The 25,226-nt window shown below is 53.5% G+C and carries 23 protein-coding genes and 1 riboswitch; of the genes, 13 read left to right on the forward strand and 10 right to left on the reverse strand.

Annotation, left to right across the window (positions count from 1 at the left end):
- Window positions 1–31: 31 nt before the first annotated feature.
- A riboswitch (TPP riboswitch) is annotated at window positions 32–146 on the reverse strand.
- A 95-nt stretch (window positions 147–241) separates the two neighbouring features.
- Window positions 242–1,600, reverse strand: a complete 1,359-nt coding sequence (locus tag HC248_RS00130) for an ABC transporter ATP-binding protein (RefSeq protein ID WP_168920708.1) — start codon at window positions 1,598–1,600, stop codon at window positions 242–244.
- A 44-nt stretch (window positions 1,601–1,644) separates the two neighbouring features.
- Entirely contained in the window at window positions 1,645–3,387 is a 1,743-nt protein-coding gene (locus HC248_RS00135; RefSeq protein ID WP_168920709.1) for an ABC transporter permease, read from the reverse strand.
- Between the two features lie 291 nt (window positions 3,388–3,678).
- On the opposite strand from HC248_RS00135, the gene HC248_RS00140 reads away from it, so the two are divergent.
- The 3 genes from HC248_RS00140 to HC248_RS00150 all read left to right on the forward strand — a co-directional run bounded on the left by HC248_RS00140 (window position 3,679) and on the right by HC248_RS00150 (window position 7,637).
- The gene (locus tag HC248_RS00140; protein WP_168920710.1) at window positions 3,679–4,881 is read left to right on the forward strand and encodes a threonine ammonia-lyase; all 1,203 of its coding nucleotides are present in this window, start codon (window positions 3,679–3,681) and stop codon (window positions 4,879–4,881) included.
- Window positions 4,882–4,974: 93 nt separating this feature from the next.
- On the forward strand, window positions 4,975–5,148 hold the full coding sequence (locus HC248_RS00145) for a hypothetical protein (RefSeq protein ID WP_168920711.1): 174 nt from the start codon (window positions 4,975–4,977) through the stop codon (window positions 5,146–5,148).
- Window positions 5,149–5,786: 638 nt separating this feature from the next.
- Complete coding sequence (locus tag HC248_RS00150) at window positions 5,787–7,637, forward strand: phosphoenolpyruvate carboxykinase (GTP) (protein ID WP_168920712.1); 1,851 nt, start codon at window positions 5,787–5,789, stop codon at window positions 7,635–7,637.
- Window positions 7,638–7,701: 64 nt separating this feature from the next.
- On the opposite strand, the gene HC248_RS00155 is transcribed toward HC248_RS00150, so the two are convergent.
- Window positions 7,702–8,220, reverse strand: coding sequence for a hypothetical protein (locus HC248_RS00155; protein ID WP_168920713.1), 519 nt, complete (start codon window positions 8,218–8,220; stop codon window positions 7,702–7,704).
- Window positions 8,221–8,404: 184 nt separating this feature from the next.
- On the opposite strand from HC248_RS00155, the gene HC248_RS00160 reads away from it, so the two are divergent.
- Window positions 8,405–9,361, forward strand: coding sequence for a LysR family transcriptional regulator (locus HC248_RS00160; protein ID WP_168920714.1), 957 nt, complete (start codon window positions 8,405–8,407; stop codon window positions 9,359–9,361).
- A 196-nt stretch (window positions 9,362–9,557) separates the two neighbouring features.
- Complete coding sequence (locus HC248_RS00165; RefSeq protein ID WP_168920715.1) at window positions 9,558–10,385, forward strand: metallophosphoesterase; 828 nt, start codon at window positions 9,558–9,560, stop codon at window positions 10,383–10,385.
- Here the strand turns inward: HC248_RS00165 and HC248_RS00170 are convergent.
- Window positions 10,382–10,972 (reverse strand): TetR/AcrR family transcriptional regulator, encoded by a 591-nt coding sequence (locus HC248_RS00170; protein WP_168923592.1) that lies wholly within the window; start codon window positions 10,970–10,972, stop codon window positions 10,382–10,384. The two genes, HC248_RS00165 and HC248_RS00170, sit on opposite strands and share 4 nt — an antisense overlap.
- Before the next feature lie 388 nt (window positions 10,973–11,360).
- On the opposite strand from HC248_RS00170, the gene HC248_RS00175 reads away from it, so the two are divergent.
- The gene (locus HC248_RS00175; protein ID WP_168920716.1) at window positions 11,361–11,894 is read left to right on the forward strand and encodes a hypothetical protein; all 534 of its coding nucleotides are present in this window, start codon (window positions 11,361–11,363) and stop codon (window positions 11,892–11,894) included.
- 101 nt (window positions 11,895–11,995) lie between these two features.
- Here the strand turns inward: HC248_RS00175 and HC248_RS00180 are convergent, their stop codons facing one another.
- On the reverse strand, window positions 11,996–13,156 hold the full coding sequence (locus HC248_RS00180) for an ABC transporter substrate-binding protein (RefSeq protein WP_168923593.1): 1,161 nt from the start codon (window positions 13,154–13,156) through the stop codon (window positions 11,996–11,998).
- Between the two features lie 288 nt (window positions 13,157–13,444).
- Window positions 13,445–14,398, reverse strand: a complete 954-nt coding sequence (locus tag HC248_RS00185; RefSeq protein WP_168920717.1) for a LysR family transcriptional regulator ArgP — start codon at window positions 14,396–14,398, stop codon at window positions 13,445–13,447.
- Between the two features lie 138 nt (window positions 14,399–14,536).
- On the opposite strand from HC248_RS00185, the gene HC248_RS00190 reads away from it, so the two are divergent.
- The 3 genes from HC248_RS00190 (at window position 14,537) to HC248_RS00200 (ending at window position 17,848) form a co-directional block, all read left to right on the forward strand.
- Window positions 14,537–15,862, forward strand: coding sequence for a D-amino acid dehydrogenase (locus HC248_RS00190; RefSeq protein ID WP_168920718.1), 1,326 nt, complete (start codon window positions 14,537–14,539; stop codon window positions 15,860–15,862).
- 159 nt (window positions 15,863–16,021) lie between these two features.
- On the forward strand, window positions 16,022–17,176 hold the full coding sequence (locus HC248_RS00195) for an extracellular catalytic domain type 1 short-chain-length polyhydroxyalkanoate depolymerase (RefSeq protein ID WP_168920719.1): 1,155 nt from the start codon (window positions 16,022–16,024) through the stop codon (window positions 17,174–17,176).
- 153 nt (window positions 17,177–17,329) lie between these two features.
- Window positions 17,330–17,848 carry a flavin reductase family protein gene (locus HC248_RS00200; protein WP_168920720.1) on the forward strand — a complete coding sequence of 173 codons (519 nt, stop codon included), beginning with the start codon at window positions 17,330–17,332 and terminating at the stop codon, window positions 17,846–17,848.
- A 42-nt stretch (window positions 17,849–17,890) separates the two neighbouring features.
- Here HC248_RS00200 and HC248_RS00205 read toward each other — a convergent pair whose 3' ends face one another.
- Window positions 17,891–18,694, reverse strand: a complete 804-nt coding sequence (locus tag HC248_RS00205) for an endonuclease/exonuclease/phosphatase family protein (protein ID WP_168923594.1) — start codon at window positions 18,692–18,694, stop codon at window positions 17,891–17,893.
- 429 nt (window positions 18,695–19,123) lie between these two features.
- Window positions 19,124–19,786, reverse strand: coding sequence for a Spy/CpxP family protein refolding chaperone (locus HC248_RS00210; protein ID WP_168920721.1), 663 nt, complete (start codon window positions 19,784–19,786; stop codon window positions 19,124–19,126).
- Window positions 19,787–19,985: 199 nt separating this feature from the next.
- On the opposite strand from HC248_RS00210, the gene HC248_RS00215 reads away from it, so the two are divergent.
- Together HC248_RS00215 and HC248_RS00220 are read left to right on the forward strand one after the other, a co-directional pair.
- Entirely contained in the window at window positions 19,986–20,960 is a 975-nt protein-coding gene (locus tag HC248_RS00215; protein WP_168920722.1) for a recombination-associated protein RdgC, read from the forward strand.
- A gap of 112 nt (window positions 20,961–21,072) precedes the next feature.
- Window positions 21,073–22,359, forward strand: coding sequence for a solute carrier family 23 protein (locus HC248_RS00220; protein ID WP_168920723.1), 1,287 nt, complete (start codon window positions 21,073–21,075; stop codon window positions 22,357–22,359).
- A gap of 36 nt (window positions 22,360–22,395) precedes the next feature.
- Here HC248_RS00220 and HC248_RS00225 read toward each other — a convergent pair whose 3' ends face one another.
- Window positions 22,396–22,692 (reverse strand): hypothetical protein, encoded by a 297-nt coding sequence (locus HC248_RS00225; protein WP_238342673.1) that lies wholly within the window; start codon window positions 22,690–22,692, stop codon window positions 22,396–22,398.
- Window positions 22,693–22,883: 191 nt separating this feature from the next.
- Entirely contained in the window at window positions 22,884–24,209 is a 1,326-nt protein-coding gene (locus HC248_RS00230; RefSeq protein WP_168920725.1) for a hypothetical protein, read from the reverse strand.
- Window positions 24,210–24,314: 105 nt separating this feature from the next.
- Between HC248_RS00230 and HC248_RS00235 the strand changes: the two genes are divergently transcribed.
- Entirely contained in the window at window positions 24,315–24,737 is a 423-nt protein-coding gene (locus tag HC248_RS00235) for a hotdog fold thioesterase (RefSeq protein WP_168920726.1), read from the forward strand.
- Between the two features lie 264 nt (window positions 24,738–25,001).
- A complete protein-coding gene (locus tag HC248_RS00240) occupies window positions 25,002–25,223 on the forward strand; it encodes a hypothetical protein (RefSeq protein WP_168920727.1) in 222 nt (73 codons plus the stop codon).
- Window positions 25,224–25,226: the final 3 nt, after the last annotated feature.

Here is a 25,226-nt window from a genome sequence, read left to right on the forward strand (position 1 = left end):
CAAGGAGATTTTTCTTGAGGGAGTGCCGGGGCCAAAAAATTGCGTTGTTCCCTACGCGGGAATGACCCCGATCAGGTTCAGCGGGTCTCGCATAAAGCGATCTCAGCCTCAGACATTAAACATCTTTGGCACCCCGACAAGCTGGAATCATTGTACGCACAGTGCGCAAGAACAATTCGCTTAATGGTCATGCACGCAGGTCGTTGACGCGGCCAGAGCGTTTATGACTTTGCTAACTCGGCTATTGCCCGATTTCGTCCGTGTCATCCTTGGGCACAAACACCATGCCGGTTTTGGTATTGAAATCCATCAGTCCTGCATAGCGGCCCCAAGCAATCATGGTCTCAAAAACTTTTTCTGGACTGTCATAAGGTAAAGCGCTGGCGATGTCTTTGATCACGCGCTCGGCTTCGACTTCTTCGTGTTCATTGAGCAACGCAATGATGATGTGAAACAGCCGCAACTTAAAAACCTGCTCAGCAAAAATCGCCTGTTTGCCGGCCGCATCAGCGCCTACAAAGCGCTGGCCTAGCTCGGTAAAACGTACCTCGTCTTTTGGCGTATCTATGAACTCTAAGATTTCTGCGGCTTTGACCAGTGAGATGGTTTCGCCAAACTCTTTGCCAATCTCGTCCGAGATGTCGTAGATGTTGGAGAGCTCTGGCGAGTCGTGCAATATGCTCAATAAGCCCAAAATCTGACCGACGGGAACCAGCGGGATTGACTCCATGCGCTTTCTGCCGCGCGAGATCGGCTGGCCGGCTTGCGGCACGTCCAGCAGGTCGGCGGGATGATCCGGCAGCGTGGTGGTGGTAATGCATTCGTGGATGATGCTGACCAACCTTTGAAACTCTGTGCTACGGGTGTCACGCGGATAGGGCAGCGGGTTATCCAACACCAAGCCAAGCCGGCCCGGACGCGGAAACAGCACGACGATACGAGTCGCCATCTCAACCGCTTCTTCGATGTTGTGGGTGACCATGAAGATAGAACTCAAACCCGTGCCCGGCGTGCGCCACAGGCTGATTAATTCTTGGCGTAAATTTTCTGCCGTCAGCACATCTAGCGCGCTAAAGGCTTCGTCCAGACACAGCAGGCGCGGCTGGGACACCAACGCTCTGGCAATGCCGACGCGCTGGCGCATGCCGCCCGAGAGCTCGCGGGGATAGGCCGCATGGTAGTTACCCAGCCCAATCAGCTCAATCGCCCGGTCTACAGCGGCATCGCGATCGGCCCGGCTGAGTTGGCGCGACATCAGACCGACGGCCACGTTTTGCTCTACCGTTAGCCAGGGGTAAAGCGCAAAGGTTTGAAACACCACCGAGGCTTGGGTGTTCACGCCGTGCAGCGGTTGACCTTCCATCAGTGCGCGGCCAGAACTCGGCTCAATCAGGCCGGTGAGGCAACGCAAAATAGTCGATTTGCCTGAGCCGGATTGGCCTAGCAGCGCCAGCAACTCACCCTCGTGTACAGCGACGTCTATGTCTTGCAGTACTTTAAGTTCATGTCCACCGGCGGTGATGAAGGATTTGTTGACAGCGCACAGCTCGGCAATAGGCGGCTTGACGCTGCCGTGGGTGTCTAGGTTGAGAGTGTTCATGGACGGTGTGCTTTGGCAGTGAGCGCAGGTGTTACTTTAAAAAATCAATCCAAACGAAAGCGCCGCTCGGCAAACGCGTACAGACGGCGCCAGACCAGTTTGTTGAGCAGTACAACATAGAGCGACATCACGCCAATGCTGGCAATAATCATGGGCGTGTCGCCGCTCTTGGTGGCTTCGGCGATGAAGGCGCCCAAACCATCGGCTTTAAGTGTGGTCGTGCCCCAAGTGGCAATTTCGGCGACTATGCTGGCGTTCCAAGCGCCGCCCGCGGCGGTGCAAGCACCGGTTACCCAGAATGGGAAAATCGCTGGCAGTATCAGCGTGCGCCAGAGCTTCCATTTGCGCAGGCCGTAAATGCTGGCGACTTCCTTGAGTTCATTCGGGATGGCCATGGCACCGGCAATCACGTTAAACAAGATATACCACTGCGTGCCCATGGCGATGAGAAAAATACTGCCCCAGTTAATCGGTGTGCCAGTCGCTACAAACAAGCCGACTATGAGCGGGAAAGTCATATTCACCGGAAACGATGCGCCAATTTGCGCCAACGGTTGGGCAATGCGTGCCGCTTTGGGGTGAAAGCCTATCCAGACACCAATCGGCGTCCAGATCAAGGTAGCCAAAATCGTCATGGCCAGCACGCGTAAAAAGGTCAAAAACCCTAACCAAGCGATGTGAGCAAACTGACCTAAAGTGAGTGCGCCGTGCAGCGCCGCCAATGCGGCGAGACAGGCCATGACTACCTCGTAAATCGCCCATGTGGCCAGCAGCAGGCCTAGCGCGCGCAGCAGCCAGTTGGGACGGTTTCGCCGCAGCGCTTTTGGCCGCTGTTTAGTCCTGGCTTGTAATGCGCCCAGCATGTCGCCCAGTGGCTGCCAGACGCGTTGTTGTAGCCAGTCAAAAAGGTAGGCACCGCGCAGCAGTTTGTAGACCCATGAGGTCGGAGCTTGGCCGGAGTCGGTGAGCTCCATTTTGAATTTGTCGGCCCAAGCGATTAGCGGGCGCCAGACCAGTTGGTCGCTCACCAGTATCAAACTGAGCATGGCGATGACGGCCAGCAACGCCGCATGGTTGTCGCCGCGCTCAATCGCGCCGGCCATGTACGAGCCCAGTCCCGGTAGCTTGAGGTCTTTGTTCATCACGCTAATGGCTTCGCTTTGCGCCACAAAAAACCAACCGCCGCCAAATGACATCATGGAGTTCCAGATCAAGCTATGTGCCGAGGCGGGCAGCTCCAACGAGCGAAAGCGTTGCCAGCGAGTCAGGCCATAGGTGGATGCTGCCTCTTGCATGTCGGTGGGAATGGTGATCATGGAATGGTAAAAACCAAACGCCATATTCCAGACTTGACCGGTGAAAATAGCAAAAATAGCGGCGCATTCAACGCCCAGTAAACTACCCGGAAACAGCGCCATAAAACCGGCTACCGTGGCAGATAAAAATCCCAGTACCGGCACCGACTGCAGCACGTCGAGCGCTGGCAAAATCATGCTGCGCGCGAGTTTGTTTTTTGCCGCCAGATAACCCAGTGAGACGGCGAAAAATAGTGAAAAAGCAAATGCAATCCACATGCGCATCAGTGTGCGACCGGCGTAATAGGGGATTTGCGAAGTCGACATGTCGAGCTCTGGCAAACCCGCGCCATCAAACGCCACCAGCATGCCGCGGCCAAAATGTAGCGCGCTCCAAAACAAGCCAAAAAGTGTGATCAGCACCATGGCGTCTCGCCAGCTAAAGCCGGTCAGGTGCTTATCTGCAACCAGTTGTGGGGCATATCGTTTCATGCGGTGCAGGTGGTGAGAGGTGAGTAAATCAGGCCCAGCAAAGTAGTTGCGATGCAGCCTGTCGTTGCCATGCGGAGTGGGTGCAGCTGGGCAGAATAAGCCGCGATTGTGACGCAGGCGTGACCGTTTTGCGGGCTTTAAATCTGGGAATTACAAAATAATTATTTCTCTGGCTTTTGCCTTTCTTTTACCTTTCTTTTTAGGTACTTATTGCGCCGGACGTGTCGCTGGTTGGCTGTAGCGCAGGTCGGTGATGGAAAATAGTCGTTACTCAAGAAATTCAGGAAACTCATGCTCAGTCTTATCGACATTGAACAAGCCGCCCAGCGCTTGCACGGCCACCTGTTGAACACACCTTGTGTGGAGTCACGCACGCTCTCACAAGTGACTGGCGCGCAGATTTTTCTAAAGTTTGAAAACTTGCAATACACCGCCTCTTTTAAAGAGCGCGGCGCTTGCAACAAACTGGCTCAACTCACTGCGGCCGAGCGCGCGCGCGGTGTGATTGCCATGAGTGCCGGCAACCATGCCCAAGGCGTGGCCTATCACGCAGAGCGCCTCGGTGTGCGCGCCGTGATTGTGATGCCGCGCTTCACGCCCGGCGTGAAAGTCGAGCGCACCCGCGGCTTCGGTGCCGAGATCGTGCTGTTTGGCGACAGCCTTGACGAGTCGCGTTCGCATGCGTTGGAGCTCGCTGATCAACAAGGTTTACTTTTTGTCCACCCCTATGACGACGGAGCCATAGTTGCCGGTCAAGGAACCGTGGGCTTAGAGATGATGCAGGCCTTGCCCGAGTTAGATACGTTGGTCATTGCGGTGGGCGGTGGTGGACTGATTGCTGGCATAGCAACAGCGGCCAAGGCTATGAAACCGGAGATAGAAATCATAGGTGTGCAGACTTCGCGTTTTCCTGCCATGGTCAACGCCATCAAGGGCACGAATCACCCGCAGGGCAGTAGCACCATCGCTGACGGTATTGCGGTTGCTCGGCCCGGCGTGATTACCCAAGCCATCATTGCGCGGCTGGTTGACGACATGCTGCTGGTTGACGAGGGCGACATCGAGCAAGCCATGGTCATGCTGCTAGAAATCGAAAAAACCTTGGTTGAAGGCGCCGGCGCTGCGGGGCTGGCGGCGCTGCTGAAATACCCTGAACGCTTTGCCGGTAAGAAGGTTGGTTTGGTGCTGTGCGGCGGCAATATCGATCCGCTGCTGTTAGCCGCCATCATTGAGCGCGGCATGGTGCGTGCCGGCCGACTGGCGCGCATCATCGTCAGCGTGCGTGATGTGCCGGGCTCGTTGGCCAAAGTGACTGCTACGGTGGCCGACGCCGGTGCGAATATTGATGAGGTGCATCATCAACGCGCTTTTACTATGCTATCGGCCCAGAACGTAGAAATTGAGCTGGTGATTCAAACCCGTGGTCGGCCGCATATTGCGCTGGTGCTTCAAGCACTAAACAACGCTGGCTTTGAGGCTGTTGAGCAGCATTGATTTGATTGTTACGGCCCTCACTGTGGTCTAAGACGGGTTGTTGGATTTGCAACGGTAAAATGAATCAAGTTTTTCTACTTTTTAGGAGTCTGCATGTCCAAGCCCGTTGATCACGCCACTACAGCTATCCACGCCAGTCCTGCAACTGAGTCAGCTCATGCGCCGGACGTAGTCGAATCGATCGCGCATTCCGCGCCGGTGATTCTGCCGATTGTGGGCGCTGTGCTGATGTTTTTGCTGGCTTTTATTGCTGTTTCAATGGCTTGATACGCTGCGATTGAGCGTCAGTAGTGACGTTCAATCGCGAATCCTGAGTAATTCAGGCAACTGCTCAACTTGCAATCGCTAGACTTTACGCAGTAGCTTTACGCAGTAGCTTTACGCGCCAGCAGGTCGGAGTGCCTCAGACGTAAAAAAGCCGGCATATCTGCCGGCTTTTTGCATTGACTTGTTAATAAAGTAAAAAAACTACAACGCAAGTTTGGCGCTAGCTATTCCTAGTTGCCGCTATTTCATCACTGCTATTCGCCGCGACTCTGCGCTCTAACCAAGGTTTCAGACGCCGACAACGCTTGGCAAACACAGAGACAGCGCCGGCACATAAGTCACCAGTGCTGAAACGATTAAGAGTAAGCCAAAAATGGCATCAGAGCTTGTGTTGCGGTTTCAATCGGCAACTTAGTTTCAGCATAACCCCATGCTTATTTTGCATAATGATTGGGTGTAACCGCTATGTAACTCCCTAGTAATCTTCATAAAATAGTCCACTCATTCGCATGTGAAACTAGTTGCGTAAACGGCTAGCAAGCACCCCGTAAGCATCATTTCGACAGCCTTTATTTTTGTCCCATCCAAAGTCTGCAGGCCCTTGTCGAAATCGTGTTTTTTAACTTTGGAGTAATGCAATGAACTTACCCGTAATGCAGGGGCTGGCCCTCAATACACCTAGCTATGTCAAGAATGCCAAACTCATTGCTTGGGTCGCCGATATGGTCGCCTTGTGCAAACCCGAGAGCATTCATTGGTGCGACGGTAGCGATCAGGAATATCAAAACCTTTGCCAAAAACTGGTTGAGGCAGGTACCTTTAAAAAACTCGACGCGGTAAAACGTCCCAACAGCTTTCTCGCCCAAAGCGATCCTACTGATGTAGCGCGCGTTGAAGACCGCACCTACATCTGTTCGGCCAAAAAAGAAGATGCCGGCCCAACCAACAATTGGATGGCGCCGGCTGACATGCGTCAGACGCTACAGCCGCTGTTTGACGGCTGCATGGCTGGCCGCACGATGTATGTTGTGCCTTTCAGCATGGGCCCTTTGGGTTCCCCGATTGCCCACATCGGCATAGAACTGTCCGACAGCGCTTACGTCGCCGTGAATATGAAGATCATGACCCGCATGGGTAAAGCGGTTTTTGATGTGTTGGGCGACAACGGCGATTTTGTGCCTTGCGTACACACGGTAGGCGCACCATTGGCCGCAGGCGAGCACAGCAGCAAGTGGCCTTGCAACAAGACCAAGTACATAGTCCACTACCCTGAGACCCGCGAGATTTGGTCCTACGGCTCGGGCTATGGCGGCAATGCTTTGTTGGGCAAAAAATGCTTTGCGCTGCGCATTGCTTCGAATATGGGCCGCGACGAGGGCTGGTTGGCCGAGCACATGCTCATACTTGGTGTGACTACACCGCAGGGCAAAAAATACCATGTTGCCGCGGCTTTCCCGTCGGCCTGCGGTAAAACCAATTTTGCAATGCTGATTCCACCGGCCGGTCTTGACGGCTGGAGCGTCACCACGATTGGCGACGATATCGCTTGGATTAAGCCCGGCGCCGATGGCAAGCTTTACGCCATCAATCCTGAGGCTGGTTATTTTGGCGTGGCGCCTGGCACGAATACCTTGACCAATCCCAACTGCATGACCAGCTTGCGCAGTGACACCATCTTCACCAACGTCGCACTGACCGATGACGGCGATGTGTGGTGGGAAGGCATGGGCAATCCACCCGCCCACGCTATCGACTGGCAGGGCAATGAATGGTCGCCAGAAATCGCCAAGCTCACCGGCGCTAAAGCGGCGCACCCGAATGCACGCTTTACGGTTGCTGCCACCAATAACCCAGCCTTAGATCCGGCTTGGGATGATCCAAAGGGCGTGGTGATTGACGCCTTTATGTTTGGTGGCCGCCGTTCCACCACTGTGCCACTGGTGACCGAGGCTCGTAATTGGGTAGAAGGCGTTTACATGGCTGCGACCATGGGCTCGGAAACCACGGCAGCAGCGACCGGTCAAGCCGGTGTGGTCAGGCGCGATCCGTTTGCCATGCTGCCGTTTGCTGGCTACAACATGAGCGACTATTTCCAGCATTGGCTCAATATGGGCGAAAAAATTGCTGCGTCTGGCGCGAATCTGCCTAAGATTTACACCACCAACTGGTTCCGCAAGGGCGCAGACGGTAAGTTTGTCTGGCCTGGCTATGGCGAGAATATGCGCGTTCTCAAGTGGATGATTGAGCGTATTGAGGGCACGGCTCAAGGTCAAGACAACATCATGGGTGTGAGTCCTGCCTACACTGATTTGAGCTGGAATGGCTTGGACTTCAGCGCCGAAAAATACCATAGTGTGACCAGCATGGATAAAGCTGAATGGGTGCAAGAGCTGGCCTTGCATAGCGAGTTGTTTCAACAACTTGAACACCACTTACCGCAAGCTTTGACCGCCACTAAAGCGGCGATTGAAAAACGTTTAGCCGCATAAATTTCCGTTAAACGTAAAAAAGCCACCCTAGGGTGGCTTTTTTAATGCCTGCTAATTTGACTACTTAGACGTAGCTGTGGCGATATACGCGTGACAGTGTGCTGGCGGTGTCAAGATTAGGCTGCTCAGTAGCGGTTTTCGTGGCGGGTAGTGTGACGCTGAACTCGGACTCGTAACGCGTCTGTGCGCTACGCAAGTCAGCCATCACGCGGCTGTCGTTCTTGGCCGCTTCCCAAAGACGGGTGTCGGCGCGCTGACGGGCCAAGTTGGCAGACCAGTTGTCCATGCTGACTTTGAGCTTGGCTGCTAGGCCACGTGCGGTGCCCGCAATGATGGCTAGCAAGGCAAAGGCGACGGCCCACATTGCAACCCAAACCATGAGCAGATGACCTTCGGCCACGTTGTCCATCACTTGATAGGCCGCCACCATGATTGCCGCTGCCACAGATGACAGCAGTAAGGTAGTCAGGCTACGTGAACCCGAAAAACTGCGCCGTGCTTGGCCAATTGCACCAGCAGCCGATTCAAGGCGGTCAGCGCCGGCATGGGTTTTGGGGAAGTTGGTGTGAACAAAGCTAGTCATGGTGTGCGTCCGTTTCTGAAATAGTAGCCGGCAGGTTGGCGGCGAATAAAGTAATCATAGGGTTTCTACTGATGACGTTCAACTTTATATTAATGATGATGAACATTCATAGAATCAATGAATAGGTCATTCAGACCTCAAAAACCTCCAAAATTTCACTGATGAACGCAGCTGAAAGACACCATTGAAAAAGGCCAATTTCCGCACACTGGATTTGAATTTGTTGCGCGTTTTCGATGAGGTCATGGCCGAGCGCAGTCTGACCCGGGCGGCGCGCAACTTATCGCTAACGCAACCAGCCGTTAGCAACGCGCTGCGCCGCTTGCGTGAGACACTGGACGACGAATTGGTCAGGCGCAGTGGTCAAGGCATGGTGCCGACAGCGCGTGCGTTAGCGCTCTGGCCCAGCGTGCGCGAGGCCTTACAGCTGTTGCAGGAATCCATCACGCCCACCGGCTTTGTGCCTGCCCAAGCGCGCTCAACCTTTGTGCTGGCCATGGCTGATGCAACTGCCGCGGAGCTAATGCCCGGCTTAGTCGACATACTCGAGCAAGAGGCGCCTGGACTGTCGGTGCGGGTGTTGCCGCTGACGACACGCGATCCGCGTCTTTTGCTTGAAGAAGAAACGGTTGATCTTGCACTCGGCTATTTCCCTTCCGTCCTTGCCGACCTCACCGCGCGAGCCCAAGCCGCCGAAGCCGTGGCATTCGAACACCAACGTTTGTATGTCGGCGAGTATGTGTGTGTGATGCGTACCGGTCATCCGCTGGCCGAGCAAGACTTGACGCTGGATGTGTTTTGCGCCGCTCGCCACATGCTGGTGAGTTTTTCGGGTCGGCCCTTTGGGTTTATTGATGAAGCGCTTGCTACGTTGGGTCGTGAGCGACAGGTAGTGCTCACTGTTAATCAGTTTTTCACCGCTGGTCGGGTGGTCGCGAACTCAAATTTACTCACTGTGCTGCCGCGCCACTTTGTGGGCGTGACTGGAATCGCTGGGCAATTGCTGTTGCGGCCTTTGCCTTTTGATGTCTCACCGGTACACGTTGGTGCCATTTGGCATAGACGAAACCAACAAAGTTTGGCGCATATTTGGTTGCGCCAAGCGGTGGCTCGCGTAGCTGCTCAGGCCTTTGCTTCATGATGTCCTTAGCAGTTGGCGGCTTTTGGCTACGCGCCCACTAGTGAGATTTCGCCGACTCAAAGCCACTACCGTCATGCCCTCACGGGGATAGGCGCTATGCTTAGGCGATGCCATTTTCCCTCCGCTCGATACGGCTGCAAACATTGTTTTCGTTTGCGGCCACAAACCTTGCCTACGTGTCTTTAGTGAGTTTGTTTTGAAAATTCAGTTGCTATCCGATCTGCATTTGGAGTCAAATCCACATTTTTTTGCCAAACCGGTTCCTGGCGCTGACTTGCTAGTGCTGGCTGGCGATATCGGCTCCTACCAGTCGGGCTCCCAACTCAGTAGTCTGGGCGTTGCCGATTACGGCTTAGCGCGATTTTCCCCCTTGCCGGTCTCACAAGGCGGCGCGGCCTGGCCAACACCGGTTTTCTTTGTGCCTGGTAACCACGAGTATGACGGCCAAGATTTTGAGACCGCCCATCTGCGCTTGCGTGAGACTTGCCAGCGCTTGGGACTGGTCTGGCTAGAGCAGCAAAGCCTGACGCATCAAGGCGTGCGCTTTATCGGCAGCACCTTGTGGAGCGACTTTGATGCTTTGGCACAACCTGGAAAAGACAAGAACGGTCAGACCTCTCTGGACAAGGCTATTCGAGCAGCCAACTTTTATCTGAAGAAAAACCATTCAACCCGCGCTGGCCAGCCCTTGCTAGCCGCCGAGTTGCGTGAGCATGGATTGCAAAGCCAAGCTTGGTTAAGCCAAGCGCTGGCCGTGCCTTTTGCTGGCCCGACGGTGGTGGTTACCCACTTTGCGCCTAGCTTGCTCAGCGCTGATCCGCGCTACGGTATGTCGCCTGGCACGGCTGGTTTTTGTAACGCACTCGATAACTTGCTGCCGCAAGCGCAACTTTGGCTGCACGGCCATTTGCACTGCGCCAATGACTATCGCAGTCAGGGTTGCCGCGTTGTGGCTAATCCCTTGGGCTATGCGCGAAAAAACGAACAACTGGCCTTTCAGCCCGATTTGCTGATTGAGGTCTAGCTTTTGGCCGGTTGGCGTGCGCTCAGACCATCAAAGCAAGTTGCAATGACGATTTCAATGATTTCGTCGTCGGTATGCTGACCGCCAGCCTTCAAAAATTCAAGGACTGGATCGCATGCACGCGAATACAGTGTGTAGAGAACGACTATGGGCTGCGTTTGTTGGCACAGTGAGCCGTCTTTTTGCGCCTCCACAATCCACTCGCCAATTAGGTCACTGACTTGTATCAGTCCTTCAAGATAAACCTTGTTGGCGATTAAGTTGGCGCGCAAGCTGGAGTTTTGGCTTGGCAACGAGGGCATTTGCCCCGTCAGTTGTAGGCCCATCATCCAGCGCACCAACGACTTGAGTTTGTCTATCGGTTTAGCACTGATAGGCAGGTGATCCAGAAAATACCGGGCTCGGCTAATCATGTGAACCATGGCCGCTGCTGCCAAGTCTTCTTTGCTGGGAAAGTGCTTGTAAAGACTTGCCTTTGCAATGCCGACTTCTGCGGCAACCTCATCGACCGTCATCAGATCAAAGCCTTTTTCTGCCAGCAGCCGATTGACCGCTTGGATGATGGCGTCTTCTCGCGCCTGAAGCATCTGAGCTTTGAATGACGGCTTTAGCGCTGCGTTGGCTGCGCGCAGGCCTTTGGGAGGACTGGGGTTTAGGCTTATTGCATCCAAGGATGCTTTGGCTGGTGCGGGGGCGCTTTTACTGGGCATTGCTATATTTTAACTAGCTCGCCAGCCGCTTCTTACCTAGGCCTTAATACCTGACGTGATGCGTCGGACGGCGTCCGAGTTGCAATGCTTTAGTAGTGTCAAAGACGCTCGAGCATTCGGTGAAAAGCGTCTTCATTCAACGAAGCAATTGTCTGCAGTCATTGGTAAAAATTGATGGCTGATAGTCCCCTTTTTATCGGTAATTTGCGTACAGTAAAGCCATATGTTTTATGCAGAGCTTTTATGAAAAAAGCGGAGAAATATTATGAAAAGCACCTTGTCATATGCTTTTGTTTGGCTTGCCGCCGTTGCCATCGCAGGCGCATTGGCCACTTTTGCGCCTAACGACAGAGTTGTTATGGGCCGTGTGCCAGTTTTAACGCCGCATCCATTAGCGGCGGAACGCACACTGGTGCTGATTACTTTTTTACCCACCCACCGTGCCCAGGCAGATAACTGGATTGCCGGTCTTAGTCTTAGTGAAGAGTCATCCATTAACTGGGTACGCATGCCGGTACTCAATGATCCCGGTACTAACGAGGGCAGAACTGCGGCAGAGGAGCGCTTACGTCAGCGCTATCTGGCTGACGCAGAGCGCGCCAGATTATTCCCACTTTTCACTAATCGAGCTGATTTTGCTCGCAACGCTGGCTTAAACGGGACTGATCAATTTTACGCTTTGGTGCTGAACCAAGAAGGTGATGTGCTGGCCCGGGTTGCGGGTGACTTTGATGCTGAGAAAGCCCGCGTGCTGCGTGAAACTTTGAATGCGAGCAACACAATTAAAAGAATTTTTTAGTGAGAAAAAATTTCAAAAACAAAAAAATAGCTTTTTAAAAAGCCGTTTTTTTGTTGCCGGTTGCAGCCAGTTAAAGCACGTTTTTGACTACGCGCAGCGTGCTATTGTTTGCGTTGGACAAACAGATTTCTTTTTGCATCTTCCGGGTAAGCGAAGGTGATACTGCCGTTTTGAACCATGCCCATGACCAGCATATTTCGTGTCGCTGCGTCCTTGTCCTCTTTGCTAAACGGTTGCTCGTAGGTTGCTACAACTCCGTAATAAGTGCGCAATTTGCTCTCTAGTGCGTCTTTGATTGCGGGCCCGGTGATATTCCCGTTTTGGATGCCAAACAATGCGTAAATTAGTAAATAAACTGAGTCATAGCCTTGCGCGGCGGCCATCGGGACGGTGATTTTTTTGACCTTGAACTTGCGTGCATATGTGGCGAGAAAAGCTGCTCTGCGCTCGTTGCTGGGCTCGGCGATAAAGGTCTGAGACATCAGCGCGCCATCGGCGGATTCCTTACCTCCGTCTATGAAAAAGGGAAAGGACAACGGCCATCCACCGACTTGCGGTACTTTCCAGCCCAGTGCCTGACGACCGCGTGCAATCATTGCATTTTCGGGCCCGACGGTGTAGCTATAGACCACGTTAGCGCCAGCTGCTCGGGCGGTTTTTAGTTCTTTTGAGAGGTCTTTCACACCCAGCGGAAAACGCGCGACATACACCGGGGTTAGTTTTTTGGCTGCCAGCGCTTTTTCTACGTCTGCTAAGCCGGCCTCCCCATAAGCGGTTGTATCCGCAAAAATGGCTACCCGGGTCCAGTTGCGTTTAATGATGTCATCGACCACAAAAGGCGCTTGAATCGAGTCGCGCGGCGAGGTGCGAAAAATATAGCTTTCGGGCGCCGGGTATTTGGCGGTCAAAGGCGTTCCCGTGGCGCAGGGAATGATGAGCGGTATTTTCTCGGTTTGGAACACATCCAGCGATTTAGCTGCTACGCCGGTGTTGCAAAAACCAATAACCGCCACCGCTTTTTCAGCGGCTAATTCTTGCGCGGCCTTTCTACCAATGTCGGGAGTGGCCTGATCGTTTTTGTAAACAATATCGAGCTGGCGACCGAGATAGCCACCGACAGCGTTGATTTCTTGTACGGCCAGCTCTATGCCGTTACGCATGGGCACACCAAAGTCTGCGGAAGGCCCTGTGAACGGACCTATCACTCCTATTTTTAAAGTATTTTTTGGGGCAGAAGGTGTTGTTTCCCCCTGCGCTGGCATGTGATTTAGCGCTGCAACTAGCAGTATTTTTAGCATCAAACGTATTGCGCGTATTGAATTTGTGTAGCTTGCGTTTGAAGCCAGTATTTTCTTTAACGCTGGTATGGGCTTGCAGAGGTAAGTGGGTGTCGAATGCGTTTGTGCATTGGTGACCGGCATGATGAACATTTTGCTTTACCTCTGGTGAAGAGCTTTACTGAAATAAACTGTTTAATAACGATACATTTTTAGCTTAGCAAGTGGTGCAAAATGACAAAACTAGGATATTCCCTAGATAAAAAATGGCGCTTAGGCTGGGTTGGGTACTAAAAACGCGTTGGATGAGTGCTTTAATGCCAACGTTAATGCGTCCAGCACCTCGGACTCTAGGTTCCAGCAATGCCAGTAAAGCTGAATTGGCAACACGTGGTCTGGCGCTGCGTTAATCAGTAAACCTTGGTCTATCAAGCCCTGCGTGAGTAAACGCGGCACCACGCTAACGCCCCAGCCGGCCAGCACGGCACGTACTTGGCCTTCAGAGGACGGCACGAATAGTTGATTCAGACTCACGCTTTTCAGATTGAATGCTTTGCCGACAAACTCGCTTTGCATGTCATCTTTGCGATTGAAGGCCACAAATGGCACGTCGCGAAAATTGTGCGCCGTCAGACCAAATGCGCTTTGACCGCCGCCCACGCTGCCCAGACTGGAGAGTCGGCTCTGTGCGAATTGCGGCGTGGCAACGGCGATGTATTCCATGGCGCCTAGCGGCGTAATTTTGCAGCCACGCAAGGCTTGCTTTAAGGTGGTCACACAGCCCAGCACTTGGCCTTCGCGCAGCCACTCGTGGGTGAAGTCTTGGTCGTCGGTAATGATCTCCATGGGCAAACCTTGCTGCGCCAATGCGGTCAAAGCTTGCATCGCCCAAGTGGCAATGCTGTCAGCGTTAATGGCGATCGAGATACGCTCTTCTTCGCGTGTACTGCCCAGAGAACTGGGTGCCAACTCTTTAAGGTCGCGCTCTAGGTCGGCGCGCAATAGGCGCAGCATTTTGGTGTGTTTGAGCAGCAGCATCCCAGCCGATGTTGCTTTGAGTGGTCGGCTGCGCACTATTAGCACGGTGCCCACTTGAGCTTCTAGCGCGCGCAAGCGTTGAGAAACTGCCGACTGTGTGATGGACAGACGGCGAGCCGCGCGCTCAAAACCGCCTTCTTCAACAATGGCGGCCAAGCATTCAAGTGCATCTGGATCGTAGGTGTTCATACTCAAAGTCTTCTATTAGCTGTACTGATGATTTCTCAAAGAGTTTAATTTTTCTTTTAAAAGCACGCAAGCGCGATCACACTTATCTAATATATGTTTTGCATATGTAGTGGCATTGTTATTGCGTTGAGGAAAAACATGAAAGTATTAATTCTGGGCGCGGGCATTATTGGCGTGAGTACTGCTTGGCATTTACTCGAGCGTGGCCATGAGGTCACGATTGTCGAGCGTCAGCCAGACGCGGCGCTGGAGACCAGTTTTGCAAACGCAGCGCAAATTTCAGTCAGTTATTGCGAGCCGTGGGCCAACCGCGATGCGCCGCTAAAGGCGCTCAAGTGGATGTTTCGCAACGATGCGCCGCTGCTGTTTCGTCCTCAATTCGATATTCATCAATGGCGCTGGAGTTTGAAGTTTCTCGCCAACTGTAACGATCAAGCCTTTGCGAAGAACGTAGAGCAAATCGTCGCACTGGGCGCTTACAGCCATGTGGCTCTTAAAGAAGTGGTGGCGGCGACCGGCATTGAGTACAGCCGACTGGAGCGCGGCATTGCGCACTTTTATACCGACCAAAAAGCCTTTGATAGCGCCGGTGATGCGGCCGCTTTGATGCGCCAATATGGGGTAGACCGCCAATTGGTGAGTACGGCCGAGTTGCTGGCAATTGAGCCCGCATTTACCGCCTTTGCGCCTGAAATCGTAGGCGGTACATACACCGCCAGCGACGAGAGCGGTGATGCACGTGTTTTTACCCAATCCTTGGCCCAGCTTTGCGCCCAGCGCGGCGCCGTGTTTTTGTACCAGCACGACATGGAACGGCTAGAGAAAAAGGCCGGCGCTATTACCTCTGTCGTGGTTCGTGAACGCGCGTCGGCAGCGCTCGGCCCGCGCCAACCCATCCGTCTGACGGCCGACGCAGTAGTGGTCGCCTGCGGTTCTTACACCGCGCCCATGCTGCGCACAGTTGGCGTGAATCTGCCGATTTATCCCGGCAAGGGTTATAGCGCCAGTTTTCGATTGCTCAAACCCGAACTCGCGCCTTATGTCAGCAGCATTGACGACGAGGTTAAATGTGCGATGAGCCGGCTTGGCAGTGGCGAGGACAGTTTTCTGCGCGTGGCAGGCACCATAGAGCTGAGCGGCTACGACCTTTCACTGACCAGCGTGGTGGCCAAGGCGCGCTGCCAGATGCTAGCCGAGCGGGTTGAGCGAGTTCTTCCCGGTGTTTGCGACACCCGCAGCATTGAGCAAGGCGGTGAGCCGCGTTTTTGGACCGGTTTAAGGCCTGCGACGCCGACCAATATTCCCTATATCGGCCAGACCAGTGTTGCCAAGCTGTGGGTTAACGCTGGTCACGGCACGTTGGGTTGGACGCATGGCGCGGGCTCCGGCAAGGCCTTAGCTGAACTCATCAGCGGCGAGCAGCCTGCAATGGCGTTTCGCTTTTTGGATGGGCGACCTTTATAGGCGATAAAAAATGGCTTTAAAAGTGGTGTTAACTGTCAAAAAATCGCAATTACCTCTATTCATGTAGTTTTTCTACGGCCGCTGACTGGCATGTAACGCTAAAACAGCGTATTCTTTGTTGCACCGCAGCATTTCTTTGCGGCGAACTAGAAACGAATCATGAAACCGCAAAAAAATTTCAATCGAGCCATGATCAAGGCTACCTGCCTGGCTGGCATGGGCAGGCTGGTAGACGCGACCAAGCTGATCCAACGCAGCATGACAAATTTGTCCCAAAGTATGTTGCACGGCGCTAAGGTCGTCCCCAGTACGGATGCTGCCAATCAGTCGCAAGCTAAAGCGGAGTCCGATTCTTCAGCCAAACTGACCGCTAAATCGACAACCGAACCTGTAGCAAAACCACTGATTAAGTCCACGTCCTCAGCTTCTGGCAATTTTGTGGAAGACCAGTTCGAGTTCGAGGGCCAACTTTATCCCTACCGCCTGTTTGTGCCCGCATCAGCCAAAGTCGTGCCGCAACAAAAATTTCCGCTAGTTGTGCTGCTGCACGGCTGTAAGCAAGATGCACTGGATTTCTCACAGGGCACGGCTATGAATCAACTGGCCAGCGAACAGCATTGCCTAGTCCTTTACCCCGAGCAGATAACCGCGGCCAATAGCGGTCGCTGCTGGAACTGGTTTGAACCCGAGCACCAGCTGCGTGGTCAAGGCGAGCCCGGCATGATAGCCGCGTTGACCTTGCATGTATTGGCATCCCATGGCGGTAAAAAGGCTCAAATTCCGGAGCCTGATCCAGCTAGGGTATATATCGCTGGCCTGTCGGCGGGCGGGGCCATGGCCACTTTGGTGGCGGGTTTGTATCCCGATATTTATGCAGCGCTTGGCGTGCATTCAGGTCTGCCCGCCGGGTCGGCCAGTAGTTTGCTGACGGCACTTAACGCGATGCAAATCGCCTCACCGCAAACTTTGGCTGAGGTGTCTGCCATCCCCACAATTGTGTTTCACGGCAGCGCCGACGCGACGGTTCACCCAGACAATAGTGAACATATCGCGCGCGCTGCACAGGCCGCTTTTGCGCAAGCAGGGATAATCCTCACGGCTTGCGAGAGTCAAGGTGGAACAGACGCGCGGGCCGCTCTGCGCACGGTCTACAGCGACGCCAAAGGTGTGGCTCAAATTGAGCGCTGGTCGATCGCCGAGGGAGATCATGCTTGGTCTGGCGGCGACGCAGCTGGCAGTTATACCGATCCACAAGGCCCGTCTGCCTCTGCGGCGATGTTGGCATTTTTCCTTCAACACAGACTCAAGTCATGAGTTTGTTTTAGCTTTTGGCAGCTCTAGCCACCCGTTTTGTTCGTGCTTTGCGCGACCTTAACCAATGGTCATTGCCCACCTCACTGCGAAATAACTGCCCCTTAGCGCAAAATGGTCCGACCCAACTGTGGGCTGTTTGAAAAGTATTGATCTATGTTGACTTCCCTAATTCCCCTCCAAGCAACCGCTCCGGATTTCTCCCAAAAGGAATTTCGCAGCTCGCTGGCCATGTTCGCCACCGGCGTGACTATCATCACGGCGCGCAGCGCCAGTGGTGAGCTGGTTGGCCTGACCGCCAACTCCTTTAACTCAGTCTCCCTTAGCCCGCCTCTTGTGCTTTGGAGTTTGTCCAACACGGCCGGCTCTATGGACGCGCTGTCTAAGGGCTCACATTACGCGGTCAATATTTTGGCGGCCGACCAAAAAGAACTCGCTGAGCGTTTCGCAAGCAAACGTGAAGACCGCTGGAGTGGTGTTGAATTCAGCGAAGGCGCCAATGGCGCGCCACTACTAAAAGGTGCGGCAGCTAGTTTTGAGTGTTTTAATCGCAGCCGCTATGAGGAAGGCGATCATGTGATTTTTGTTGGCGAGGTTGAGCGTTGCAGCCACCGCGTTGGCGCTTCGCCGCTGCTGTTCCACGGTGGTCGTTTCTACACCGAGCATGCGCTCTGAGGCTGTGACTATTTAATCCAGACACCTGACTTCGGTGCTGGCTTAAATCTCTATTTCAGCCGCTAGCGGCGCATGGTCTGACAAGTGCGTCCAAGGCTTGCTAGGCAACACCACCGGCGTATGACCAATTGCATTGCGCACATATATTCGGTCTAGTCTTAGCAGCGGCAGGCGCGCTGGAAAAGTTCTGGCCGGTTTGCCGTAGGTTTCTATAAATACTTCACGCAGATTGGCGCCAACAGCTAGTTGACTATGGGCGCGCTGTCGCCAGTCGTTAAAGTCGCCGGCAACGACTAAAGCCGCCTGTGCCGGAACATCTTTTAAGATTAACTTGCACAACATCTGCATTTGACGATTTCGATGTGCCTCGGTCAGACTCAAATGCACACAAATCGCGTGCAGGTTCATGGCTTTGCCGGGTATTTCTATCTCGCAGTGCAGCAGACCACGGCGTTCGGGGCCGCTGATGGATACGTCATGGTTGTCAAAGCGCACGATGGGGAACTTTGACAAGATGGCATTGCCATGGTCGCCACTGGTGTAGACGGCGTTGCGCCCGTACGCGAATTCCGGCCAAATGCTGTCGGCTAAGAACTCGTAATGCGGCTCATCCGGGTAGTTGTCAAATTTCTCACTGTGCTTGGAATTACTGCCGGTGACTTCCTGTAGAAACACCACGTCTGCGCCCACCATGCGAACGGCTTCGCGTAATTCGGGCAAGATGAATTTGCGGTTGAAAAAGCTAAAGCCTTTATGGATGTTGACAGTCAGCACACGCAGCGAAAAGGTACTTTCAGCACTGGCCGCCGCCAGAGCCGCTTTGGTGTCGGCCTGTACTTGCGCCATGTCCGGACTGCCGGTCTCCACTACTATGCTGGCTGGCCGGTCCAGCTCGGTAGGCGGGGATTCGTGTAAATCCTTGGGTAATTCATTCATAAACAGTTGCTATACCTTCTTTGTCGGAGCCTGCAAGGCCCGGGTTCTCCACCATCCATTGTGAGCCCTGTGAGGGGCTGGTATGTGTAGGACAAGCTTGTTTTTGACTTTGAATTACTTGTAATGCATGACCGATTTGTAGACTTTTTGTTCCAACCTGGCGATCATCTTTTTTGATAATCAATGCGGGTGAGCGTCGACATTTAGCGCCAGTCAGTGGCAGTTTCTGGCTAGCAATTGCACCCTTATTGCCTGACAGACACCAGTCATAAATCGCTACCAGACCCTAGTTTTTAGCCAGTTGTTTGCGGCACTGGTAGTCACTGGTAACCGCTGGTTTTAGCCATTGTTCATTTCTTTGGGCATGTCTTTTTTCATGCCCTTGTCCATGCCTCTATGGCCATGACGACTCATTTTTCGGTGTTCAGCATCCATGACTTTTTGCTGCTCTGGGCTCAGGGCTGCGTACAGCGTTTTGGCGGCTTGTTCGCGCTTGTCCATTTGGGCGCTCAGCTCGTTCATACGCTCAGTGCGCATAGCCCGGGTTTTGTCTATGCGCTCGGGCAGTGTTAGCTTGTCCATTTCCGCACGTTGTGCTCTGCGCTGCTCGTGTGACATGCGCTGAGCCCCTGTATGCGCTGGTGGTTGCATGGCGGCGGTGAAATTCGTCCACGCGCCTTCTTGAGCCGGCGTGATCATGAGTTTGGTTTTAAATTCCCGCATGTGCCTGTCCATACGCGCTTGCATTTTGGCGGAATCATGGTGGTCCATTTTGTGGCCCATGGCTGGCTTGTCGGCTTGGCCCATGGGCTGATCAGCTTTGGCCTGCTCCGCTCTGTGCTTAGCAGCAGCCATGATGGCAGCTTGACTGTTGCCCTCTACTGAAACGTTGGGGGCAGTTTGCGCGATGGCGCTAGCGCCTGCTGCGGCCAGCAGACCGGCTAGAAATAGGCGGTTAAGAGTGGTGTTAATGCGGGCGAGGGGAGAGTGAGAAAATGACATGCACAATTTCCTTTCGGGGAATTAATGCCTGCGGCCAGAAATGGCTTTAGGTTGATGATCAGTGTGGCCCATTTTTGTGTCGTCGCGATAAGGTGAACATGATGGTTTGTAAAGATGACAAGGGCAGTAACCCTTTCTAATTCGTATTGTCCGCACTGGACCACCGCTATCCGTTCAATCAATATTCAAAGGTCTTTTTGTGTTTAAAAACGTGATGATGTATCGCATAGGACCGGTTTGGTCTATGTCCGTGGAGCAGCTTGAAGCGCAATTGCTCACCACTCCTTTTATCGCGTGCGGTATGACGCAAGAACGCTCAGTCGGTTGGATTTCACCGCGTGGTGAAGACAACGGCGCACTGGTTGAGTCCGTGGGCGGTCAGTGGATAGTCAAGTTGATGACGGAAAGTAAAGCCGTGCCAGCCGCCGTGATTAAGCGCAAAACTGACGAGCGCGTCGCGCAGATAGAAGCGACTACCGGCCGTAAGCCGGGGAAAAAAGAAGTCAGCAATCTCAAAGATGATGCCAAGCTTGAACTGCTGCCAATGGCCTTTAGCAAGCAGTCCTCGATTTTGGTGTGGATAGATCCTGCAGCGCGCATGCTGGTGATAGACGCAGCCAGTGCCAGCAAAGCTGACGAGGTTTTGACACTGCTGGCAAAAGCCATGGAGGGGCTGGCCGCGATGCCGTTGCAGACGACGCTATCGCCCGTCACCGCCATGGCCGGTTGGTTGTCCAGCCAAGAGCCGCCGGCTTATTTCAGTGTTGACCGTGAGTGCGAACTCAAAGCCGGTGATGACTCTAAGGCCGTGGTGCGCTACTCGCACCACGCGCTCGATATTGAGGAAGTGCAGCAGCACGTTGCGGCTGGCAAGCTGCCTACGCGGCTGGCAATGACTTGGCAGGGACGGGTATCTTTTGTGCTCACTGAGGCTTTGGTACTTAAGAAAATTGGTTTTGTTGACGGCGTTTTTCAAGACGACGGCAGCACCGCCAAGGACGACCGCTTTGACGCCGATGCCGCCATCGCGACTGGTGAGATACGCAAACTCATTCCTGATTTACTAGAAGCCTTGGGCGGCGAATTAGTCATAGGCGCTGCGCCCAGTACGCCAGTTAGCGCTTCAGTTGGCGCGGCTGGCAACGCAAGCGCCGCCGACTCGGCACCGTTTTAAACCCAAACCAGCAGTGGCTTGGCGAGGCCGCTGACTTAAAACTTCTCAATTAGACTCATTGCGCACCACTCTGGGTTTAGGATTAGCCCACTTTAAATACAAGGAGTGAGCCATGGGAATGTTGGATTGGAGAGTAAAAAGCAGTGATGTGCTGGCGCAAGGCGGTGTGATTGCGCCGGATGAGCGCCTGCCTTGGCCGCAAACCACGCTCATGGGTGTGCAGCATGTGATCGCCATGTTTGGCTCCACCGTTTTAGCGCCAATCCTGATGGGCTTTGATCCCAACATTGCCATTCTCATGAGCGGCATTGGCACCTTGATTTTTTTCGCCATGACCGGTGGCAAAGTGCCTAGTTACTTGGGTTCTAGCTTCGCCTTTATTGGCGTTGTGATTGCTGCGACTGCTTACGCTGGAAAAGGGCCAAACGCGAATCTCGGCTTGGCGCTGGGCGGCATTATTGCCTGCGGTCTGGTGTATTTTTTGGTCGGTTTATTGGTGCAGCTGATTGGCACGGGCTGGATTGAAAAGCGTATGCCGCCAGTGGTCACCGGCTCGGTAGTGGCGGTGATTGGTCTGAACTTGGCCAGTATTCCAGTGAAAAATATGGCCGCGAGTAATTTCGATTCTTGGATGCAGGTGCTCACCTTTGTCAGCGTCGCTTTGGTTGCGGTGATGACTCGCGGCATGTTGCAACGGTTATTGATTTTGGTTGGCTTAATTGTCTCTAGTTTGCTTTATGCGGTGTTGACCAATGGCCTGGGTTTTGGCAAACCGATGGATTTATCCGGTATTGCCAATGCCGCATGGCTGGGTTTGCCGGCGCTGCGTGCGCCTGAGTTCAGCGCTAACGCCATGCTACTCATAGTGCCAGTGGTGATTATTTTGGTCGCCGAAAACCTAGGCCATATCAAAGCCGTGACCGCCATGACGGGTAAAAATTTAGACCAATACATGGGCCGCGCGTTCATGGGTGACGGCATTGCCACCATGGTGTCTGGCGCTGCAGGCGGCACTGGTGTGACGACTTATGCTGAAAATATCGGTGTCATGGCAGCTACCAAAATTTATTCAACCGCGGTGTTTGCTGTCGCTGCCTTGATCGCCATCGTATTGGGCTTTAGTCCCAAGTTTGGCGCCTTGATTCAAGCCATTCCTCTGCCGGTTATGGGCGGCGTAAGTATTGTGGTGTTTGGCCTGATTGCAGTGGCTGGCGCCAAGATTTGGGTCGACAACAAGGTCGATTTTTCGGTGAATAAAAACCTGTTGGTAGCCGCCATCACGCTGGTCTTGGGTACGGCTGATTTCACGCTGCGCTTTGGGCAGTTTGCTTTAGGCGGTATTGGTACGGCGACTTTTGGCGCTATTTTGTTGTGGGCTTTGCTAGACCGTAAAACTTAAATTTTCAGTTTTTAGTTCAGGCCTGCGCTAGCTTGCTCACGACTTGCTTTGGGCTTGTTCTAACGCGGCTTTGGTTGCGGCTAGTTCTTGCTCAAGATCGGCGCGGTGCTTGACCTCTTCGCTCAAAGTCTGGTTGATCTGCGCTAGGTTTTGTGCGGTTTGCGTTAACTTGCCTTCCAGCGCATCGCTTTGCTGCAGCGCCTGTCCCACATCGCCGGTTTGAAATACTTTTGGAATTTCCTGCTTGAGAACAGTGTTGATGAGCAGCATTTCGCTCGCGGACTGGCTTACAGCTTCTTCAATAAAAGTGTTTCGTTCCAGAATTTTGTTCAAGCTAGCTACCTGTGTCGCTGTATCGCCTGTTGGAATGTGCATGTGCTTTGAAGGCATGATTAATGGTTAAAGGGCAATAGGCGAGGATAACGCATAGGCCATCTGGCTTTTCAAATATGTGTGGCGTGGCGATTTTGGCTATGGCAGTTGAGACCTCAAACCCGCTAATTTATTGGAATAATTTTAGCGTTTCAAGGCTTGGCCGGCGTTGCCTCTAAAACTTGACCCAGCGCCGCGCCTACGCGCGCGCCCAGAGCTGTGCCCACGCCGGGCAGCACCACACTACCCAATACGGCGCCAGCAACTGCAGCTTTTGGAACGCTAACTTTTATCTGATCTGTTGAGCCGCTGATTGCGAGCGGAACACCAATTAAGCCGTCGATCAGGTCAACAGTAAATTGCCCCTCGATTTGCTGACCTTTGAGACTTGCCTGACCAGACGCACTGAGCGCGTTTGAGCGGGCCTTGATCTGGCTAAAGTCAATTTGCGTTCCGGTCGATGTGTTTTGCGTGTCCAACCATACGCTCAGGCTGTCTAGCGCCGTCTTGCCGGCGTAGTTTTTGCCGTTGCTCTGTATCGCTTGGCTAATGTCAAACAGCGGCAGCGCACTTTGGTTGATGATTAACTCGCTGTGGCTGTGCAGTGAACTGGACAGCTCAGCCAAGTCTGCGCCGCTGGCGCTCATTGTGGTGGGACCTGAGGCTTTGCCGCTGACTATGCCTGGTCGACCAAAGGCTTTGAGCAGACCGGCGACGTCCATGTCGCGGCTTTGCAAACTGGCTTGTAATTGAAACGGCAGATCATTGGGCTTGGCGACGTTGGCTGTAGTTTTAAGGCTGATCTCGCCTTGCGTGCTGCCACTGCCTTGCGACAGCATAAGTTTCCAACGCTCTTGTTGCTCCAAGCGTGTCAGGTTTAAGCGCAAGGTCTCGCCGTTAATCGTGCTCTCTGGCCAGCTAATGTCGGCTAGGCGCGGTCGCCAGTTGTTGTCAAAGTCAACTTGACCCGCGTAATGCATCGCCAGGCCGCCTTGCGGGATCCAGGTGAGGTCTGAAAATACAAGCCGTGTCAGTGGTTTATCAGCACTCAACCAGTTGGCCGCTAAGCTGCTGGCATAAACTTTTTTGTTCAGATTGATCAGTCTGTGCACCGTTTTCTGCGGCAACACTGACCCTTCTACCTCCACGCGTTTAAATTCAAGCTGGCCTTGCAGCGCGGCGAGCACCGAGGGGTATAAATTGAGCCGGTTAATCCGCAAAGATGCTAGAGCACCAACGCTTATTTCTTGCAGCACAACTTTGGGCACTGGTAACAGTTGCCACTGTAGGTTGCCAACTTTCACGGGTGCGCTCAATGCCGATGTCAACTCTCTGGCAGCGCGTTCTGCCAGCACTAAATTGGACGGCAACCAAGCGATTAACGCTGCCCACACCAGCAACAGCGCACCGAGGACAGCCGCAAAGCTAGAAACAATTAACCAGAGTCGAGAAGGCTTGAGGCTGTTGTTTTTGGTCATAGCTCCCGAGCATAAGCGCATGACCCCTGAAACACTTGCGACAACCGGCTCAAATCTTGTAAGCATTTGGGCTGTAGCATGGGTGTTTCTACTAGGTAAGCCACTATGCGTATTTGGAAACAAGCCATTTCAGTCGAGTTGTTGACTGCGTCTAGCCTGAACACGGCGGTGTCCCATCTGGGCATAGAGTTCTTGGAAGTGGGCGATGACTTCATTCGCGCCCGTGTGCCGGTCGACAGCCGCACGATTCAGCCCTACGGTTTGCTGCATGGCGGCGTCTCGGTTGTGCTGGCCGAGACCTTGGGTTCTTGCGGCGCAGCCTATGCCGCACCACTTGGCCACCGCACGGTGGGGTTAGACATCAACGCCAATCACCTCAAGGGCACGACCAGCGGTTGGGTCAGCGGCATCACACGGCCGGTGCATATTGGCCGCAGCACGCAGGTTTGGGCGATAGAGCTGCGCAATGATGCGGGTGAGTTGACTTGTGTATCACGCATCACCATGGCTATGCTTTTGCCGCGCTAAGTTTGCGTGATTGGGAGAGGTCAATATGCGTTGTGGCACAAAACCGCTCAACAAGTCGAGACTCGCTAATACAGAATTCTTGCGTTCGGACGATTTTTGCGGCCTATTTTTTATCTAACTATGGCAAACTTTCAGTCACACTATATTTTTTGATGGTGTGTCCCCTGCCTAAATAGCTTTAGATGTCGACGTGCTAGCCTTATCAAACACAAACTGATTGCCTAAATTAAACCGGTTTAGCCTTATATAACCCAAGAAAAAATCATGCTTCCCGCTACAAAAGACCGAAAGTTAAATGCCTTGACGGCTCGCATGGCTAGCGGTCATCGTGTGCTCAATTACAGCCTAACGGATCCCGAGGTTGCTGCTGCTGCGGCTGCGTTTCGAGATGGCCTAGAGCGCTCTCCAGAAAAGCGAATTGAGCTTCTCAAAAAGGCTGGAATCTTTAACCAATCAGGAAAAACGGCAAAAAAATTTGGTGGCTGAACG

It is taken from the genome of Polaromonas vacuolata (assembly GCF_012584515.1).
GTDB lineage: Bacteria > Pseudomonadota > Gammaproteobacteria > Burkholderiales > Burkholderiaceae_C > Polaromonas > Polaromonas vacuolata.